Here is a 19,139-nt window from a genome sequence, read left to right as displayed (position 1 = left end):
TTCTTTTTATTATAAATGGTTGTTTTATGTCGGTTTTAAACCTGAAAAATAGATTTCATTTAAAAGACCTCTTATCCGGAGTTGTCGTATTCCTCGTGGCATTACCACTATGCTTGGGTATCGCTTTAGCCTCAGGTGCTCCCATCATCTCTGGTATTATTGCAGGTATTGTAGGCGGCATTATTGTGGGTTTACTGAGTGGTTCTCACATTAGCGTTGCAGGCCCAGCGGCAGGGCTGACTGCTGTCATCCTTGTGCAATTAGAACAATTGGGCGGCAATTATGCCGCCTTTTTATTATGTATTATTTTTGCCGGTGTTCTACAAATTCTATTTGGATTATTTAAGTTAGGTTTTTTTGCGAACTTTATTCCAAATAATGTCATTTTAGGGTTATTAGCCGCTATTGGTGTCATCCTGATTGCCACACAATTGCCTTATCTGTTTGGACTTTCTGATTTTTCATGGAAACAGGTTTGGACTTCAACACCAGATGCATTCCTTCAACGTTTTGATGGAGGAGCGGCACTTATTGGTTTGCTCAGTCTATTCTTAATTTTAGCATGGGATAGCAGCCCGCTTAAAAAACTAGCTTTACCTTCGGCTTTGATTGCGGTTGTGCTCGCAGCAGTTTTAAATTTTATTTTAGTGAGTATGGGTTCTTCATGGGCAGTACAAATTGATAATCTTATTCAATTGCCGAATATATTACAGGCACCCGAAAAAGTATTAATTTTCCCTGATTTTAGCTACTTAGCGGAACCTATGATTTACACAGGGGCAATTACTCTGGCTGTTGTGGCCTCTTTAGAAACCTTATTGAATTTAGAGGCAGCAGATAAAATCGATCCTCAAAAACGCTCTTCTCCTCCTAATCGCGAACTCTGGGCACAAGGTACAGGGAATATCGTCTCTGGCTTAATAGGTGGCATGCCCGTCACTTCCGTGATTGTGCGAAGTTCGGTGAATGCGAATACAGGTGCGCGTAGTAAATGCTCTACCATTATTCATGGGGTATTGTTGCTGTTGGCGGTTTTGTTCTTTGTGCCATTAATGAACATGATTCCTCTGTCTGCATTGGCTGCGATCCTTATTGTGACAGGCTTTAAACTTACCCATCCAAAACTATTCAAACAGCTTTATCAAAAAGGTTGGAAACAGTTTTTACCTTTTATTATTACCTTGGTTGCAATTTTACTGACCGATCTTTTAATGGGAATTTTAATTGGTCTGTTCACCAGTAGTGCTTTTATTCTCTATGGCAATTTTAATAAAGGTATTCGTGTTTATAGAGAGAAGCGTTTACATGGCGTAGTGACTCGTATTGAACTTCCATCACAAGTGACTTTTCTTAATCGTTCTGCGCTTATTTCGGCATTAGAACATGTGCATAAACATCAACAACTCATTATTGATGCAACTCAGTGTGATTCGATCGATCCTGATATCTATCAAGTTATTCAAGATTATCAAAGTGAAACGGCTATCAAACGCCAAGTAAATCTTAAATTGGTTGGATTCAAACAGCACTATCAAGACGTTGATGATGCGGTACTTGATATTGATATTAGTACACATGATTTGCAACAAAAGCTGAGTCCACAACAGGTCGTTAACCTACTTAAAGAAGGGAACGAACGTTTTGTAAAAAATGAACGCCTTCAACGAGATATTTACCGACAAATTCGTGTGACTGCAGATGAAGGGCAACATCCGATCGCAGCAGTCCTTGGGTGTATGGACTCACGTGCTCCTACCGAAATGATTTTTGATGTGGGTATTGGTGATCTGTTCAGCTTGCGAATTGCAGGTAATATTGCTGGGCAAAAAGTATTGGGTTCACTTGAATTTGCGTGTCAGGCTAAAGGTTCTAAAGTAATCGTTGTTTTAGGACATACTGATTGCGGTGCGGTGACGAGTGCATGTCAATTGCGTTTAGAACAAAAACAAGTATCTGATGTGAAGGAAATGCCACACATCCAATATGTACTTGGACCATTAATGCATTCGGTTGATAGCGTATATGACATTATGCAACCACGTGAATTAGGTAATGCTTTTATTAGTCAAGTCACAGCAATGAATGTTCATTACAACATCCAGTACATTATTAATAATAGTAGTGTGCTTAAAGATATGGTTGATCGAGGTGAGATCGTAGTTGTGGGTGCAATTTATGATGTAAAAACAGGGCACGTTCAGTTTCTTGATTGATCAGTTCTTTAGTTAAAAAAAGCGCCTTATTTAAGGCGCTTTTTATTCGTTATGCGATTAACTCAAAATTACCAGTGTTCACCTGGGAAAATACGTGCATATGCTTTTTGTGCCCAGTTTAATTTCTCGGTTTTTTGTCCCTTCGCTGCATCTGAACTTGGGAATAAACGGAAACCAATCGACATGAACATATTATTAATGCCTGGCGCTACAGAATAAGTCATTGAAGCTAAGCGGCCTAAGTTAGTTGCCATACGTTTTGGACGTTTCACAATTGCATAAGCAATTAAGTCAGCAGCCTGCTCAGGTGAAAGTGTTGGTACATATTTATAAATTTTAGTTGGTGCAATCATTGGGGTACGAACCAATGGCATATAAATTGAAGTAATCGCAATTTTGTGTGCATGAACTTCGGCAGATAGGCAGCGGCTAAATGCATCAAGAGCGGCTTTAGACGCGACATATGCAGAGAAGCGAGTAGCGTTTGCTAAAACACCAATCGAGCTAATATTAATAATTTGTCCGTCTTTACGCTGAATCATATGCGGCAAGATATTGAGAACTAGACGAACCGCGCCAAAATAATTTAATTGCATGGTGCGTTCAAAGTCATGAAAACGATCATAAGATTCATGTACAGCACGGCGAATAGAGCGACCTGCGTTATTAATTAAAATATCAATGTGATCAACAGTCGCTAAAATTTCTTTAGATACTTGGTCAATCATTTCCATATCGTTAAGATCACACGGGAAAATTGATGCCTTACCGCCACGTTTTTCGATATCTGCTTTTACTTCTTCCAAAGTTTCTTGAGTACGGGCAACCAGTAAAACATGGGCACCAGCATCAGCAAGTTTGTTTGAAATCGTTAATCCGATTCCACTCGAGGCGCCTGTCACTAAAATGACTTTATCTTGTACCTTTTCCTGGAACAGAGCTTCTAATTTTTTATTCACAGCATTTTACCTAAGTAGGGGCAGGGACTATTTATTCCGGTATGTAATTTTTATTTTTTACAACCGTAGGTTCATCCAAATGAACTCATAAATGTTGTTCTTATCTTAATAGATGTTTAAAAATTGTCTAGTCTGTAAATATATGAAATTTAACAATTTATTTAGAGTAAAAACTCTAAAATAGTATCTTAATCCATTAATTATTTTTAGTTATATAATGAACAAAAAAATGAAAAAAGCCTCTATTTCCAGAGGCTTGATAAATAGTTTAAAAGTTATACAGCTGAAAGTGCTTGTTCTAAATCGGCAATTAAGTCATCAATATGCTCAATTCCAATGGAAAGACGAACCATATCTTCACTTACACCAGCAGATTTAAGTTCTTGTTCATTAAGTTGACGGTGAGTTGTAGTTGCAGGGTGGCAAGCCAAACTTTTCGCATCACCAATATTCACAAGACGAGTAAATAGCTGAAGAGCATCGATGAAACGAGTACCTCCTTCACGTCCATCTTGCACCCCGAAAGATAAAATTGCAGAAGGTTTGCCTTTTACATATTTTTGAGCAAGTTGGTGCTGTGGATGATCTTTTAAACCTGCGTAGTTCACCCATTTTACTTTTGGATGGGTCTGTAAATATTCCGCAATTTTTTGCGCATTTTCAGTATGACGTTCCATGCGGAGGTTTAGAGTTTCTAAACCTTGTAAAATTAAGAAAACACTCAGTGGGCTAATTGCCGCACCTGTATTACGTAATGGCACTACGCGAGCGCGTGCTATATAGGCAGCCTCACCTAATGCTTCGACATAATTAACTCCGTGATAGCTTGGGTCTGGTGTATTTAAAACTTTAAAACGCTCTGGATATTTACCCCAAGGAAATTTACCACTATCGACAATTGCACCACCAATGCTATTACCATGACCACCAATATATTTAGTAAGAGAATGAATAACGATATCGGCGCCATATTGAAATGGTTTTAATAAGGCAGGGGTGGCAACCGTATTATCGACGATGACAGGTACGCCATATTCATGTGCAATTTTTGAAATTGCTTCTAAATCGATAATATTTCCGAGTGGGTTACCAATCGACTCAACAAAAACAAGTTTAGTTTTATCATCAATTAAATTACGTAAGCTTTCAGGCTGTTGATAATCAAAAAAGCGAACTTCAATGCCTTGTTTTGGTAAGGTGTGGGCAAATAAATTATAAGTTCCGCCATATAAAGTTGAGACGGAGGCAATGTTGTTTCCCGCTTCTGTAATCGTTTGGACAGCATAGGTAATCGCTGCCATTCCAGAAGCCAAGGCTAAAGCACCAATTCCGCCTTCGAGTGCAGCAAGGCGTTGCTCAAGTACAGCAGTAGTCGGGTTCATAATCCGGGTATAAATATTGCCCTGAACTTTTAAATCGAAAAGGTCAGCGCCGTGCTGTGTATTATCAAATGCATACGAAGTTGTTTGATAAATAGGGACCGCAACCGCTTTTGTTGTTGCTTCGGGTGAGTAGCCAGCGTGAATTGCTAATGTTTCATCTTTATAAGTCATGATTACTTCATCTTCGTGAGTTAAATATTGAGCGAGTCTAGCCTAAAATTTATGTACAAAATTGCAGAAATTCTGGTTTGTTTTCTAATTTTAGGAATAAAGATAGAAAAATATACGCTGAAAAGCTGTATAAATCTTATCCATAAACATTTTGCAACTTATTGAAAAAGAAAATTGTTTGATAAATCCGTACGATGGAAATCATAACTTCAAGTTGTTGGGGTTTTCAGCGTATAATACGCGCGATTATTTATCGCTTATGCGATGTATTGGTTTTTCAATTGAGGAGTCCTGCGTGGCCCAATATATTTATACGATGAACCGAGTGTCTAAGATGGTTCCGCCAAAGCGCGAAATCTTAAAAGACATCTCTTTATCATTTTTCCCGGGTGCCAAAATTGGTGTGCTCGGTTTGAACGGTGCAGGTAAATCTACCTTGCTTCGTATTATGGCTGGCGTAGATAAAGATTTCTCTGGTGAAGCTCGTGCACAACCTGGAATTAAAATCGGCTATTTAGAGCAAGAGCCACCTCTTGATCCGACTAAAGACGTTCGTGGTAACGTTGAAGATGGCGTGCGTGAAGCTTTAGATGCTTTAGAACGTCTTGATCAGGTATTTGCAGAGTATGCAGACCCGGATGCTGATTTTGATGCACTTGCAAAAGAGCAGGAAAAATTAGAATCAATTATCCATGCTTGGGATGCACATAACTTAAATAACCAGCTTGAAATCGCGGCAGATGCCTTGAACCTTCCAGCTTGGGATGCAGACGTAACTAAGCTTTCAGGTGGTGAGCGCCGTCGTGTAGCGCTTTGTCGTTTATTGCTTTCGAAGCCAGACATGTTGCTTCTTGACGAACCGACGAACCATTTGGATGCAGAATCTGTATCTTGGTTAGAGCGCTTCTTGAAAGATTTCCCTGGCACAATCGTTGCGATTACGCATGACCGTTATTTCTTAGATAACGTTGCCGAGTGGATCTTGGAGCTTGACCGTGGACATGGTATTCCTTACCAAGGTAACTACTCTTCTTGGTTGGAACAGAAAAATGCTCGTTTAGAACAAGAGCAGAAACAAGAAGAATCTTTTGCTAAAGCATTGAAAAAAGAACTTGAATGGGTTCGTTCAAATGCGAAAGGTCAGCAAAAGAAAAACAAAGCGCGTATGGAACGTTTTGAAGAGCTTAACTCTAAAGAGTTCCAGCAACGTAATGAAACGTCTGAAATCTACATTCCACCTGGCCCTCGTTTGGGTAATAAAGTTGTGGAAGTGGAAGGTATCAGCAAATCATTTGACGGCCGTTTATTGTACGAAAACTTAACGTTTACCGTGCCTCCAACAGCAATTGTGGGTATCGTTGGTCCAAATGGTGCGGGTAAAACGACTTTATTCCGTATGATGACCGGTGAACAGCAACCTGATACAGGTACTGTGACTTTAGGTGAGTCAGTTAAAGTGGCTTACGTAGGTCAGATTCGTGACACTCTAGACAATAACAAAACTGTTTGGGAAGAAGTGTCTGGTGGTTTAGATATCTTGAAAGTGGGCGATTATGAAATTGCTTCACGTGCTTATATCGGCCGCTTTAACTTTAAAGGCCAAGACCAGCAAAAACGCGTAGGCGAATTGTCTGGTGGTGAGCGTAACCGTTTACAACTTGCGAAAATTTTACAGCAAGGTGCAAACGTTATCTTACTGGATGAGCCATCAAACGACTTGGATATTGAAACTTTACGTGCGCTTGAGGATGCAATTCTTGTATTCCCAGGTACGGTAATGGTGGTATCGCATGACCGTTGGTTCCTTGACCGTATCGCGACACACATCTTGTCATTTGAAAATGAACAGCCAGAATTCTACACAGGTAACTATGCAGAATATGAAGCATACCGTCAGTCACGTTTAGGTGAAGACGCTGTTCAAAAACGTACTAAATACAAAAAAATTAGCGGATAATCTCTGTTAATTTAAAAAACCAGCCTAAGGGCTGGTTTTTTTTATGAAAATGCGAGTTTACTAAAAGCTTCTTGTAAGCAATGCTCAGCATCGGGATGTCCCTGACTTGCTGCTTTTCTAAGCCATTTTTCAGCTTCGTTATAGTTTTTATCTAATCCAAATTGACCATTGAGATAACCAATACCAAGTTTAAAAGATGCATCGGGACTACCTCGTAAAGCTGCTCGTAAGTAGCACCACATAGCATTTCGGTCATTAGCAGTTACATCTAACCAGTTTTGCATACGTTCATGATCTTGCTCAGCTAACTCTTCAAAGCGTAAACCCTGTTCAATTTCATCAACTGCTTGCGAATGCATATCAGAAGGTAAGTTTTCAAAAGCAAACAAGTGATTAAGTCCATGCTTGATTGATTTCATATTCATGATAGTCTCCCTTGTTCCTCAATTTGATTGAATTGACTCACACTTTTAAGCTAGTCCCTTATATTGAAATATTATGTTTTTTTTTGTAAATGTGATATAGTGTATTTGGATGAAAAATAGTGAAGTTTTGGCTTACATAAAAGTTACACGTGTTTTTATGCTAAGTGAAATTAATCTAGCTCTTCTCTATATACTTTATCTATAGCGGTGTTTTGATAGCTAGAAAATAATCATTTTTTGATAATGTATCTATTTTCTTTTTGATCAAAAAAGCATGAGTAAAAATTATAAATAACAAACAAAAGATAAATTTTTAAACAAAACCAGCCTAAGGGCTGGTTTTTTAAATTTAAGGATTTGGAAATATTAATTATTAAATTCGCCTCGTAAATCAGCCCACATCAGTGATGGAACGACCGTAATCACATCGAAGGTCATGGCAAATGGATAGAGCACCATACGGGTCGCCTTTTTCAAAGGATGTTTTTGGGTAATTTTATTTTCCTGTTGCAGGATAATTGGATAAGGTTGCACTAAAGTTTTTTGGATCTTTTTAGCTTCCTGTGATTGATAAAGCTGGCCCTTAAAGAAAATATTGATATAAGGATAAGGTGCCGTTTGTTGATTTTGAATGATATTGAAATTTTGTCTAAAGCCGAGAGACTTTAATAAATTTTTTTGCGAGTCATTTAAATCAACCATACGTGTGTTATAGCGTATTTGTAAAACGCCATGAAAATGATTGGGGTCATCCATGGTCAGTACTAGTGGGGATGGACTGGTCAGACTCCGTTGGTCTGCCGGGATTGCATGAAGAAGTTTTGATAGCTCAGCGCTTCCCTCGGTCATTAAATAGCTGAAATCTTGGCCTACAAATACGATCCCTTGTTCTTGCTGGTTTTGAACAGCTTGCCCTAAAGCAATGATTTGATCTTTTGCTAAAATGATCTTCTCGATTCTTGTGGTTTCATTAGGAAGGGCTTCTGAAAGCAATGTCGTGGCACAAGCACTCAAATTTAAACAGACGATAACGATTAGGGTGGAAAATAGTTTATACATTGCAGGAACTCAAATAGGAAAATAATTTTTCTAAAGAAAAAACTTTTTTAAAACAGCGATAAATTGACCAAAAATTATTTTGTAATTTTATTACATTGGTATCACTTGCTATAGTGACTTTGTGCAATTTCTAATTATCATGGTGTACGGTTGCCACGTTCTACAATTTTTATGTCCGTCTTGTTTAGCTTGCTCATATTCCAAAGCTTATGGAATGTGGCGGCGGCATTTTGCGTGCATGAAAATAGGGGAGCGGCATTACAACATTTCGGTCATCATGCAGATTTAAATGTGTATCAATCTTCAGACCATAGGCAGACTGAACATGTTGGTATTGTAGAAAATTCTGATAATGCTCCATTAAGCTGGCAAGATCACCATGATCATTTACCTTCGTGTTTTCATGTAGTGATGACTGAAAATGCACAACAAGCTCAAGAACCTTTTGTGCGTGTACATGAGCTTTCACAAATTTATTACTGGTCTAATTCTTATCAGTCTCCGTATCTTGGCTCTTTAAATCCCCCTCCTGTCTTAACCCTGCTATAGGTGGGGTAGCCGAAAAATAACCCACCAGAAATTTATTTATTTCAAAGGGTTATTTCATGCTTAATTATATGTGCAAACAAAGCGCAGCAATCTTCTATGTAGATTACTCGCTTAAACATTCACGTCCTTATGTTAATGACAAGGCGGGATATAAGATTCTGTCAAATCTTTCCGGAAAACAAAAATATCATTTTAATGAATCGGTTATCTCATCTCTGATGATTCACAGTGATGGAGGTTTATGGAGATGAATATTTTATTTTCCCCCCGCGTTAGAACTGTGAGCTCCCGAGTGATTGGGTTTATTTTAGCTATTATTCTCGCTTTCAGCTTTAGTAAATGGCATTTCCAGGCGGCATTTATAGAACATATTTTATGGTTCTTTGGATGGTTTTTTGTGGGCATAGGAGTAATGGGAAGAATATGGTGCAGTCTTTACATTTCTGGATTTAAGAATGCCAAGTTAGTAACCGACGGTCCCTATTCTTTATGTAGAAATCCACTCTATCTGTTTAGTTATCTGGGTGGGGTCGGGATTATGTTGATTACAGAGACGTTTATCTTCCCAATATTATTCACGCTTTATTTTCTCTGTTACTACCATTATGTCATACGCCAAGAAGAACAGTTCCTGAGTGAAAAATATGGAACTGCATATTCAGATTATATAAAGACAATTCCACGCTTTTTACCAAGTTTCAAAAATTTTAAAGAGCCTGAGTTCTATCTGGTTTCGCCGAAGCATTTCCGCATTTTTTTGACGCAGGTGGTGTGGTTTATCTGGGTTGCGGCCTTAGTCCAACTTTTTGATGAGTTGCGTCTCCACGGTGTTCTCCCTTCATTGTTTAGTTGGTTCTAAAAATGAAATGAAAGTATATCCGCATGTTTCTTAGAGACTCAGAAGATTTGTCCTGAGTTGATTAACTAAAGCATGCGAAAAATTAATTTTATTTCTGGGTTAAGTCCTGAAATAAATTCGGAATATTTAGATCAGGTGATTATTATGTCTATTAAACTAAACACAAAATCAGTTTTGATGGTTTTACTTCTTTCAACAAGTTTGGCTCATGCTGATGGAGGGTTAATATTCCTCGAAAAGAATATTAAGTCTCAGCAAGAAACAAAAGCTAAAGCTGAAAAAAGTAAGAATCCTCATTTAACTTGTAAGCGTAAATAATTTTTATTTTTTAGGAAACTAATTACTTAATAATTAGTTTCCTATGAGTAAAGATAAAAATTCTTAATGATTTATTCTTATCTTTACTCAGGCGAGATTAGGATCGCTTCTATACTGCTATTTATAGATGTAATTTTATTACATGCCGATAGCCTGCTATAGTGGCTTTGTTCAACTTCTTAGTTTAATGGTGTGCTGTTGCCACGTTCTGCACTTTTCATGTCCGTCTTATTCTGTTTGCTTATATTCCAAAGTTTATGGAATGTGGCAGCGGCATTTTGCGCCCATGAAAATCAGGAAAAGGCATTACATCATTTTGGTCATCATGCAGCGTTGAGTTATGAAGCTTTACAGCATAGCCATACGGAAAAGTCAGATATCGTAGGAACTACTCATAAAGCTCCTTTAACTTTGTCTGATCATCATGACCATTTACCTTCATGTTTTCATGTTGTGATTGTAGAAGCACAAGAAAAACTTGTTTCACCGTTAATACTGTCATCTGAGCCAAAACAACAATATTATTGGTCCAATTCTTATAAGTCCCCTCATATTTCTAAACAAGACCCGCCTCCTGTTTTAACCCTGCTATAGGTGGGGTAGCCGAAAATTAGCCCACCAGAAATATTATTTATTTCATAGGGTTATTTTATGTCTATTTTTTTATACGAAAAGCGTTTCGTTAGTCTGAACACATCTTGGGTACTTAAATCATTAGTTGTTGCAGTTGCGCTTTCAACTAGCGTTGTAACAACTGCTGCTAATTCAAATCAGAATCTTGCTGAGAATACTCAATCGCAGCAGGTACAGAATGTTTTAACGTTTGAGCAGGTGCTTGATCAGGTTAAGCAATTTCAGACTCAAACAGGAATTTGGCAAACTCAACAAGATATTGCCGAGAGCAATATCAAACAGAGCCAGCTATGGGAAAACCCGACGGTTTCTGTACAGCAAACGGGTTTTAAATCTGGAAAAGATCAGGAATTAGAACTCGGAATCTCGCAAAAACTAGATATTTTTGGTGTACGTTCCGCAGCAAAAAAACTAGCAAGTGTTCAGCAAAATCAAGTTGAGTTAAATCAGGTTTTATATGAGGCTCAACTGAAGCTGGCGGTAAAATATTTATGGTCACAAGTATCTATTTTAGAGCTTGAACATGAAGTTGCTAAAGCCCAGTTAAAAACGAGTAAAAATCTTCTTGATGCTACCCGCTTACGCTTTCAGGCCGGCAGTATTGCTCAGGTTGATTTAGATCGAACTCTTATGACGCATGTTGAAAATCAGCGTTTATATCAGGAAGTTGAATTATCATTGAGTAGTGCTAAAAGAAAATTGGCTAACTTATGGGGTGAGGCAGAAGATAACTTCACCTTACGCCCGGATATAAAAAGTGCGTGGCCTTTAAAAAATGAAAGTGATATCGACCAATATCTAAAACAGAATTTGTTAGAACAGTCCCTACAGCTTCAAGCAATACAACAAAATTCTGAAATTAATTATTTAAAGGCAAAAAATCGGCCTACGCCTACTGTAAATATGGGCGTGGTTCGTAGTAAAACCGCAGAAACGAGCAGTACCGAAAATCAGATTCGAGTAGGTATAGCAGTTCCTTTAAATATCTTTAATCGCCAGCAATATGCCCTCAAAGTTGCTCAAAGCAAACTCGATTTAATTGACCAGCAGCAAAGCTTTTATAAAAAGCAAAGCCAGAATTCTATCCGTACTCTACAGTACGAGTTAGCGGGTTTAAAGCAGCAGTATAATTTAATGAATGAGCAGCAAATCCCTTTATCAGAGACGGTACAAGAGAAAATGTTGCTTGGCTTTAAAGTCGGTAAATTTGCAATTACTGATGTTCAGCAATCTACCCTTCAATTACAAGAACAACGTTTGAAAAAAGTTCAACTACTTAAATCTGCTTGGCAAAAAGCAATTGAGGCAGAAAGTTTAGCTCTCGGGATTGATCCAAATGTGGTGATGTCTGGAGATGCATTAAATCAAATTAATCAAAATTTATGGCAAGACACCTATAAGTTGCCGACAGTTGGAGGGGCAGAGTAATGTCAGTTAAAAAAATGAAAAACCAATGGTTTATTGCTATTTTGCTACTGATTGTCTGCCTTGCTTTAAGTGCTTGGTTATTTTTCTCTGGAAAAAAACAGCCTAATACTGAAGGTGAAGAAGAGCATGCAGAGGGTGAAGCTGGTCATGAAGAATCTGAAAAAGAGGAAGGCAGTTTAAACCTCACGTCTAAGCAACTGGTTGAATATGGAGTGAAGTTAGAGCAAGTAGGACGTGGAGAAGTTGAACAGAATCTCTCGTATCCTGCCAAACTGGTCGTAAACACAGACCAGCAAGCACATGTCTCTTCAACTTTTTCTGCACGAGTAGACAGCGTAAATGTTGCGCTGGGACAACAAGTTGAAAAGGGTCAGGCACTTGCGACTTTATTTGTGCCGGATTTAGTCGATCAACAAGCTAACTTAAGTATGGCGCAAGAAGCGTTGACATTAGCGCAGCAAGATTATCAGCGTGAAAAACAATTGTGGGAACAAGGTGTTTCAGCACGTCAAGATTATCAGCGTGCTTACAATGCTTATCGTCAGGCGCAGATCCAGGTGCAGGCTGCAAATAGCCGTTTATCTGCATTGGGAGCAAATCGCTCAAGTAAAGGCCGATATGTTTTAACTGCACCTTTAAGCGGTGTAATCAGTAGTAAAGATATTGTCATTGGTGAGCAAATTGGTCCTGAAAAACAGTTATTTGTTATTGATCGCCTAGATCAGTTATGGGTTGAATTTGTGCTACCAAGTGCAAATACCAATATTCAGCCTAATCAGGAAATTGAATTTAAATCACTGCAAACGAATAATATTTTTAAAGCACAGGTACAAAGTTTAACTTCAGAAGCAGATACTCAAACTGGTCGTCTACAGGTTCGTGCCAAGGTACTCACACCTTCAAAAGAATTACGTCCTAACTTAATGGTCAATGTGTTACTGAAACAAAATAATGCAGCGACTGTATTACGAGTTAACAAGACAGCGATACAACAGATTGATGGCAAGAATGTCGTCTTTATTGCAAAACAAGAGAAGGACAAAATTCATTTTGCTCCTGTTGCAGTTGAGTTAGGTAATTATTCTTCAGATGCACAATGGGTCGAAGTTAAATCCGGAATTACTGAAAAGCAGCAATATGTGACTCAAGGTAGTTTCTTGCTCAAGTCCGAACTTGAAAAAGGGGAGGCTGAGCATGGACATTAATAAACCTGATCTGCCAAAGGCTGAAGGTTTGTTTGATCGAATCATTCAGTTTTCAATTAACAACGCCATTTGGGTCATGATGTTTGTCGTGGCTTGGATTGGTGTCGGAATTTATAGCTACCAAAAACTTTCAATTGATGCCGTGCCTGATATCACTAATGTACAGGTACAAATCAATAGTCAGGCCAATGGTTTTACAGCACCTGAAGTTGAGCAAAGGATTACTTATCCGATTGAAAATGCCATGTCTGGTATTCCAAATCTGGAACAGACTCGTTCAATTTCCAGATATGGCCTTTCTCAGGTCACGATTATCTTTAAAGATGGTACTGACATTTACTGGGCAAGACAGCTGATTAACCAACGTTTACAAGAGGCTAAGAGTGCTTTACCAGATAGCATTGATCCGCAAATGTCTCCAATTTCGACTGGACTCGGTGAGATTTATCAATGGGTGGTAAAAGCAGAGCCAAATGCTAAAAAAGCAGATGGTTCAGCCTATAGCGCGATGGACTTGCGAGAAATTCAGGACTGGATTATTCGGCCCCAGTTACAACGCGTACAAGGGGTGGCCGAAGTTAATAGCATTGGTGGATATAACAAAACCTATGTGGTCTCTCCAGATCTGACACGGTTACAACAGTTGCAAATTCCACTCACTGATTTACAGGATGCGCTTCAAAATAATAATGAAAACCGTGGTGCTGGATTTATTGAAGAAAATGGCCAGCAACTCACCGTTCGTGTTCCGGGCATGCTGACATCGATACAAGATATTCAGAACGTTACGGTTGCCACTAAAAACGGTTTACCCATACGGGTTGCAGATGTTGCATCAGTATCGATTGGTCATGATTTGCGTACAGGTGGTGCTACCTATAATGGACAGGAAACTGTTTTAGGTATCGCCATGATGATGATGGGTGAAAACAGTAAAACTATTGCCAAGGCGATTGACGACAAAGTTCAGGAAATTCAAAGATCACTCCCTCAGGGCGTTGTGATCGAAACAGTCTATGATCGGAGTAGCCTCGTAGATAAAGCGATTAAAACTGTAGCTAAAAATTTGATTGAAGGTGCGATTTTAGTCATCGTTATCCTTTTTATTTTTTTAGGAAACTTTCGCGCCGCTTTAATCACTGCTTGTATTATCCCATTGGCAATGCTTTTTACCTTAACAGGTATGGCAGAACAAAAAATCAGTGCCAACTTGATGAGTTTGGGTGCTTTGGACTTCGGGATCATTGTTGATGGAGCAGTTGTTATTGTTGAAAACTGTATTCGGCGTTTAGCTGAAGCGCAGCATTTAAAAGGTCGCTTATTAACACGTTCAGAACGTTTCACTGAGGTCTTTCTAGCCGCTAAACAGGCACGCCGGCCATTAATATTTGGTCAGATCATCATTATGGTCGTGTACTTGCCAATTTTTGCTTTGGCAGGCGTAGAAGCAAAAATGTTCCATCCTATGGCAATGACCGTCGTTTTAGCGTTATTGGGTGCAATTATTTTATCTGTGACCTTTGTGCCAGCAGCTGTCGCTTTGTTTGTTACAGGTGAAGTGAAGGAAAAAGAAAGCCGCTGGATGATGTCACTGAAAAAAGGTTATGCAGACTTACTCGATAAAGCATATGCCTTCCGATATGTTGTTGTCACAGCAGCGATCAGCATCTTGATTTTGACAAGTGCTATTGCAACACGAGTGGGAAGTGAGTTCGCACCTCAACTCAGTGAGGGGGATTTTGCACTACAACTCATGCGTGCACCGAGCACAGGCATAGAAGAGTCACTTAAGATTCAGGAGAATGTAGAGAAGCAGTTACTCAAAGCTTTCCCTGAAATTAAAGCCATTTTTGCAAGAACAGGAACAGCCGAGGTTGCGACCGATGTCATGCCTCCTAATATTTCCGATGGTATTGTTCTATTAAAACCGCACGATCAATGGCCAAACCCTAAAGAAACGATAGATGAATTGCGTACCAGAATGCTGCAATTTGTGAACCAGATTCCTGGTAATAACAGTGAATTCTCGCAACCCATCGAACTACGTTTTAATGAACTCATTTCAGGTGTACGTAGTGATATCGGGGTGAAAGTTTTTGGGGACGATATGCAGGTCCTCAATCAGGAAGCGGAAAAAATAGCCCAACAGCTACGTAGCATTCCAGGTGCCAGTGAAGTCAAAGTTGAACAGACTGACGGTTTGCCATTACTCAATGTTGATGTTGATCATGCTCTGGCTGCCCAATATGGATTATCAGTCAAGTCTATTCAGGATATTGTCGCTGCGAGTATTGGAGGACAAAGCGTAGGGCAAATTTTACAGGGGGATAGACGTTTCGATTTTGTGATTCGTTTGCAGGAAGACATGCGTACGCCTCAGCAGCTAGCGCAATTACCGATTCGCTTACCAAACGGCGGTCTGATCCAGTTACAAGATGTTGCCAAGGTTGAGAATATTCTGGGCCTTGCTCAAGTGAGCCGTGAAAATGGCAAACGCCGAGTGATTGTGACAGCAAATGTGCGTGATCGTGACCTTGGGTCTTTTGTACAAGAGATGCAAAGCAAACTGGCGCAGCAAAAGCTACCTAGCGGTTATTGGTTGGGTTATGGAGGACAATTTGAGAATCTTGCTTCTGCCACTGCAAGAATGCAAATCGTTGTGCCGATGGCGCTCATCATGATCTTTGTATTGCTGATGGCGGTATTTAGTAACTTTAAAGATAGTTTACTTGTATTTAGCGGGGTTCCTTTCGCTTTATCTGGTGGATTAGTGGCTCTATGGCTGAGAGATATTCCGCTTTCTATGTCTGCTGGAGTCGGGTTTATCGCTCTATCAGGTGTTGCGGTATTGAATGGTCTGGTAATGCTCACATTCATTAAAGAGCTAAGAGCAACTCTAGATGTTCATGCTGCAACTTGGAAAGGTGCGGTACTGCGATTACGCCCTGTATTAATGACAGCATTCGTTGCTTCACTCGGTTTTATTCCAATGGCTTTGGCAACTGGAACGGGTGCAGAGGTACAACGACCTTTGGCAACGGTAGTAATCGGTGGCATTATTTCATCTACGATACTAACGCTGGTTTTATTGCCAGTCATTTATCGATGGATGAATGAAAGCAAGCCGAATAAAGTTGAGCATTCATAATGTCATCGATTTGAGATATCTTTTTTGATGAAAAAGTTTGAGTCAGAAAAGTATTTGAAATAGGTAAAGGTAAACATGAATTCATGGTTACTTTTACCTCACCATAAAGATAAATAATAAGGAGTCCGCAAAATGGGTGGACAACATGGTCATGACCATAGTCATGCTGTAGTGACTGAAGGTAATGCCAAGAAACTAACGATTGCCTTGGCGCTTACTACGACATTTTTAATTGTTGAGGTCATTGCAGGTTTAATCACACAAAGTCTGGCATTGCTCTCTGACGCTGCGCATATGTTTACAGATGCAGCTGCTTTGGCAATTGCTCTGGTCGCAATTCAGATTTCAAAACGCCCTGCTGATAATAAACGTACTTTTGGTTATCAGCGCTTTGAAATTCTGGCCGCTTTATTTAATGCACTCATGCTGTTCGTTGTGGCAATTTATATTTTATATGAAGCCTATATCCGTTTCTCTAAGCCACCCGAAATTCAAAGTGTGGGCATGTTGATCGTGGCAACCATTGGTTTGTTGATTAACCTCATCTCAATGAAAATCCTGATGTCGAGTGCCAATAACAGCCTAAATGTGAAAGGTGCTTATCTAGAAGTATTGAGTGATGCACTAGGTTCAGTAGGCGTTATTATTGGTGCAATTATTATTTACTTCACTAATTGGTACTGGATTGACACGCTTATTGCAGTACTGATTGGATTTTGGGTATTACCAAGAACATGGGTTTTACTTAAGCAAAGTATTAACATTTTGCTCGAAGGTGTACCTGAAGAGGTCGATATTGAGAAGCTACGTGCAGATTTACTTTCTTTAAATGGTGTTGAGAGTATTCACCAACTCAAAGTGTGGGCGATTACGTCTAAAAACATCCATTTAACCGTGCACTTATTTGCGCCTGAAGCTGATCGTACCAAGTTGTATCAAGATGCGGTTGAAATGCTTTCTCATGAACATGGTATTGGTGAAGTGACATTGCAGATTGAGGACGATGCCGAGATCAATTGTCAGCATATTGCTCAACATGCTTCGCATAAACATGATGATGCAGATAATGCACATTCACATCAGCATTGAGCTGATGTGAACAGTTTTTTTAAATTTCCCATTCGTTATTGCAGTCACGGCATTTCCAGTGTTTTTGTGACTGCATAAATGCCTGCATAGACAATTTGAAATCAGGCAAATCACGCCAGAACATAAAACCTGCCCCTACAGTAACCACAAATGCAACTACTGTTGCGATTTGAAGAGAACTACCTGCACCATTGCCAAAAATCCACATAAAGATGCTAATGACTACTAACAGTAAAAGCACAAAAATTGCAGGAATCAAGATAACCAGACTTTTAGGAACGACAGGTTTTGCGCTGTTAACGCCTTGGCTCACAGGCATAATTTTAACACTTTGACATTTAGGGCAACGATATTGCATGGGAACTCCACATTTAGTTTGAATCTATTCTAACGGAAATGTGCAGAAAGAAAAAAATTTGTAATATATCGATGAAATGTATTGAGTTAGGAGAAAAATTACTTATGGATAAACAAAGAAATATAAAAAACGGATGATTTATCCGTACACATAAAAAATAAAATAATATTGTAGAGCATGCTAATCTACAGAAAAATGAAGTGTGATTAGCACAATAAATGAGCTTAAATACTCGAATAGGATGTGGGATAAATATAAAAAGGAGAGAGGGACTTGGGTCAACAAGATGACAATAAGTCGCAGCCTACAACGACAGCACCGGTTTTAGCTACCCCAGATACTGCTAAACCGTCATTATCTCGTCGATTACTGCATAAGACATTGCAACATGCCCAAGATGCAGTTGGGTTTGCTAGTGACACGACACGTAATATTGCAGAGGTTGCTGATGCTGCTTTGGGCGCGCTCGATCAAGTAACTACGCATACACGACGTGGAGTTGTCGGAATGACAAATCTGGCAGCAGGTACTGTAAGAGATATGGTGTCTGAAACCAGTGAAACAGCACGCCAAGTCGCGTTGATTATGGCGCGAACTTTTTTAGGCAAAAGTACCTTAACGTTGTACTTACCCGAAATGTTATTAAATAATCAGATTCGTAAGCGCATAGATCGCTCAGAAATTGATGATATTAAAATCAAGTGCGGCAATGACAGTTTCCAAGTCGAGATCGATGGGCATTATCATCGCTTCATGTATCGTTTGAGTTTAGATTTTAAAGTATTGGAATGCCGTATTGGGCAGGAAAAATTCTTACGCTTGCGTCAAATGGATGAAAGTCTTGATGTCCAGATTCGTCATGGCGGCACCTTGTCAAATTGGGCTGTGCGACGTATTGGTCGAGTTGGTTTCGAAGTGGTAAATATGTTGCCTATTCCATCACTCATTAATCACTTGATTGGCGATATTCCCGGAATCCAACGCGATGGGCATCGCATGTGGTTTATTGACCTAGAGCAAGCAGGATTTATTGACTTTATTAACAACCGTTCATGGATGGTTGAAAAGCTTCTGAGTTTGACTGATTTTAGTATTTTACCGGGCTTGAATATTTTGAGAGAAAGTCGCGAGCTTGTGCAGCAGCTCGTAGATCAGTTTGAAATTAGAGGACTACGAGTGCAGTCTGGTCGTCTTGAAGTACAAGTAGGAATTGCAAGTTGATAGAGCATATAAAAAGTTAATCATAGATTAGCTTTTTATTTTTTAGGCAAAAAAAAGCCACTGACGTTATGCAGTGGCTTTTTAGAATTTGGCGTCCCTACGGGGATTCGAACCCCGGTTACCGCCGTGAAAGGGCGATGTCCTAGGCCTCTAGACGATAGGGAC

17 protein-coding genes and 1 tRNA gene are annotated in these 19,139 nt (G+C 39.3%); 12 read left to right on the top strand and 6 right to left on the bottom strand.

All coding sequences use genetic code 11. The features are described 5' to 3' along the window. Positions 1–26 precede the first annotated feature (26 nt). On the top strand, positions 27–2,213 hold the full coding sequence (locus tag KTI79_RS15680; RefSeq protein WP_005067022.1) for a SulP family inorganic anion transporter: 2,187 nt from the start codon (positions 27–29) through the stop codon (positions 2,211–2,213). Positions 2,214–2,281: 68 nt separating this feature from the next. On the opposite strand, the gene KTI79_RS15675 is transcribed toward KTI79_RS15680, so the two are convergent. Then, positions 2,282–3,172, bottom strand: coding sequence for an SDR family NAD(P)-dependent oxidoreductase (locus tag KTI79_RS15675; protein WP_002116932.1), 891 nt, complete (start codon positions 3,170–3,172; stop codon positions 2,282–2,284). 275 nt (positions 3,173–3,447) lie between these two features. Next, on the bottom strand, positions 3,448–4,725 hold the full coding sequence (locus KTI79_RS15670) for an O-acetylhomoserine aminocarboxypropyltransferase/cysteine synthase family protein (RefSeq protein ID WP_086264775.1): 1,278 nt from the start codon (positions 4,723–4,725) through the stop codon (positions 3,448–3,450). Between the two features lie 295 nt (positions 4,726–5,020). Here KTI79_RS15670 and ettA point away from each other — a divergent pair, with 295 nt between their 5' ends. After that, on the top strand, positions 5,021–6,682 hold the full coding sequence (gene ettA, locus KTI79_RS15665; RefSeq protein ID WP_086264776.1) for an energy-dependent translational throttle protein EttA: 1,662 nt from the start codon (positions 5,021–5,023) through the stop codon (positions 6,680–6,682). A 41-nt stretch (positions 6,683–6,723) separates the two neighbouring features. Here ettA and KTI79_RS15660 read toward each other — a convergent pair whose 3' ends face one another. Then, positions 6,724–7,107 (bottom strand): tetratricopeptide repeat protein, encoded by a 384-nt coding sequence (locus KTI79_RS15660; RefSeq protein ID WP_199964073.1) that lies wholly within the window; start codon positions 7,105–7,107, stop codon positions 6,724–6,726. Positions 7,108–7,473: 366 nt separating this feature from the next. After that, entirely contained in the window at positions 7,474–8,166 is a 693-nt protein-coding gene (locus tag KTI79_RS15655) for a hypothetical protein (RefSeq protein ID WP_086264777.1), read from the bottom strand. A gap of 150 nt (positions 8,167–8,316) precedes the next feature. On the opposite strand from KTI79_RS15655, the gene KTI79_RS15650 reads away from it, so the two are divergent. From KTI79_RS15650 to KTI79_RS15610, 9 genes are all read left to right on the top strand, one after another. Then, positions 8,317–8,715 (top strand): cation efflux protein, CzcI-like, encoded by a 399-nt coding sequence (locus tag KTI79_RS15650; RefSeq protein ID WP_199964074.1) that lies wholly within the window; start codon positions 8,317–8,319, stop codon positions 8,713–8,715. 56 nt (positions 8,716–8,771) lie between these two features. Beyond that, entirely contained in the window at positions 8,772–8,966 is a 195-nt protein-coding gene (locus KTI79_RS15645; RefSeq protein ID WP_086264779.1) for a hypothetical protein, read from the top strand. Beyond that, positions 8,957–9,574 carry a methyltransferase family protein gene (locus KTI79_RS15640; RefSeq protein WP_086264780.1) on the top strand — a complete coding sequence of 206 codons (618 nt, stop codon included), beginning with the start codon at positions 8,957–8,959 and terminating at the stop codon, positions 9,572–9,574. Before KTI79_RS15645 ends, KTI79_RS15640 begins: the two co-directional genes overlap by 10 nt. 144 nt (positions 9,575–9,718) lie before the next feature. After that, positions 9,719–9,892 carry a hypothetical protein gene (locus KTI79_RS15635; RefSeq protein WP_199964075.1) on the top strand — a complete coding sequence of 58 codons (174 nt, stop codon included), beginning with the start codon at positions 9,719–9,721 and terminating at the stop codon, positions 9,890–9,892. 198 nt (positions 9,893–10,090) lie between these two features. Next, a complete protein-coding gene (locus KTI79_RS15630; protein ID WP_336237515.1) occupies positions 10,091–10,486 on the top strand; it encodes a cation efflux protein, CzcI-like in 396 nt (131 codons plus the stop codon). 57 nt (positions 10,487–10,543) lie between these two features. Further along, positions 10,544–11,953 carry a TolC family protein gene (locus KTI79_RS15625; protein ID WP_086264781.1) on the top strand — a complete coding sequence of 470 codons (1,410 nt, stop codon included), beginning with the start codon at positions 10,544–10,546 and terminating at the stop codon, positions 11,951–11,953. Continuing rightward, entirely contained in the window at positions 11,953–13,158 is a 1,206-nt protein-coding gene (locus KTI79_RS15620; protein WP_086264782.1) for an efflux RND transporter periplasmic adaptor subunit, read from the top strand. The genes KTI79_RS15625 and KTI79_RS15620 overlap by 1 nt, the downstream gene beginning before the upstream one ends. Then, a complete protein-coding gene (locus KTI79_RS15615; protein ID WP_086264783.1) occupies positions 13,148–16,306 on the top strand; it encodes an efflux RND transporter permease subunit in 3,159 nt (1,052 codons plus the stop codon). The genes KTI79_RS15620 and KTI79_RS15615 overlap by 11 nt, the downstream gene beginning before the upstream one ends. Before the next feature lie 132 nt (positions 16,307–16,438). Then, complete coding sequence (locus KTI79_RS15610; protein WP_057085355.1) at positions 16,439–17,395, top strand: cation diffusion facilitator family transporter; 957 nt, start codon at positions 16,439–16,441, stop codon at positions 17,393–17,395. A gap of 19 nt (positions 17,396–17,414) precedes the next feature. Here KTI79_RS15610 and KTI79_RS15605 read toward each other — a convergent pair whose 3' ends face one another. Further along, positions 17,415–17,753, bottom strand: coding sequence for a hypothetical protein (locus tag KTI79_RS15605; RefSeq protein WP_002117013.1), 339 nt, complete (start codon positions 17,751–17,753; stop codon positions 17,415–17,417). A 273-nt stretch (positions 17,754–18,026) separates the two neighbouring features. Between KTI79_RS15605 and KTI79_RS15600 the strand changes: the two genes are divergently transcribed. Continuing rightward, entirely contained in the window at positions 18,027–18,974 is a 948-nt protein-coding gene (locus KTI79_RS15600; RefSeq protein WP_086264784.1) for a hypothetical protein, read from the top strand. Between the two features lie 89 nt (positions 18,975–19,063). On the opposite strand, the gene KTI79_RS15595 is transcribed toward KTI79_RS15600, so the two are convergent. After that, positions 19,064–19,139: transfer RNA gene (locus KTI79_RS15595), tRNA-Glu, on the bottom strand.

The sequence above is a fragment of the Acinetobacter sp. WU_MDCI_Abxd143 genome (genome assembly GCF_025514195.1).
Lineage (GTDB): Bacteria > Pseudomonadota > Gammaproteobacteria > Pseudomonadales > Moraxellaceae > Acinetobacter > Acinetobacter pittii_H.
This window is presented reverse-complemented; position numbering and strand designations above follow the sequence as displayed.

Bases quoted from the DNA above. Each gene is read 5' to 3' on its own strand.
- KTI79_RS15635 (WP_199964075.1), top strand. From the start codon at position 9,719: ATGTCTATTAAACTAAACACAAAATCAGTTTTGATGGTTTTACTTCTT.
- KTI79_RS15625 (WP_086264781.1), top strand. From the start codon at position 10,544: ATGTCTATTTTTTTATACGAAAAGCGTTTCGTTAGTCTGAACACATCT.
- KTI79_RS15620 (WP_086264782.1), top strand. From the start codon at position 11,953: ATGTCAGTTAAAAAAATGAAAAACCAATGGTTTATTGCTATTTTGCTA.
- KTI79_RS15615 (WP_086264783.1), top strand. From the start codon at position 13,148: ATGGACATTAATAAACCTGATCTGCCAAAGGCTGAAGGTTTGTTTGAT.
- KTI79_RS15610 (WP_057085355.1), top strand. From the start codon at position 16,439: ATGGGTGGACAACATGGTCATGACCATAGTCATGCTGTAGTGACTGAA.
- KTI79_RS15655 (WP_086264777.1), bottom strand. From the start codon at position 8,166: ATGTATAAACTATTTTCCACCCTAATCGTTATCGTCTGTTTAAATTTG.
- KTI79_RS15640 (WP_086264780.1), top strand. From the start codon at position 8,957: ATGGAGATGAATATTTTATTTTCCCCCCGCGTTAGAACTGTGAGCTCC.
- KTI79_RS15680 (WP_005067022.1), top strand. From the start codon at position 27: ATGTCGGTTTTAAACCTGAAAAATAGATTTCATTTAAAAGACCTCTTA.
- KTI79_RS15605 (WP_002117013.1), bottom strand. From the start codon at position 17,753: ATGCAATATCGTTGCCCTAAATGTCAAAGTGTTAAAATTATGCCTGTG.
- KTI79_RS15670 (WP_086264775.1), bottom strand. From the start codon at position 4,725: ATGACTTATAAAGATGAAACATTAGCAATTCACGCTGGCTACTCACCC.
- KTI79_RS15645 (WP_086264779.1), top strand. From the start codon at position 8,772: ATGCTTAATTATATGTGCAAACAAAGCGCAGCAATCTTCTATGTAGAT.
- KTI79_RS15660 (WP_199964073.1), bottom strand. From the start codon at position 7,107: ATGAATATGAAATCAATCAAGCATGGACTTAATCACTTGTTTGCTTTT.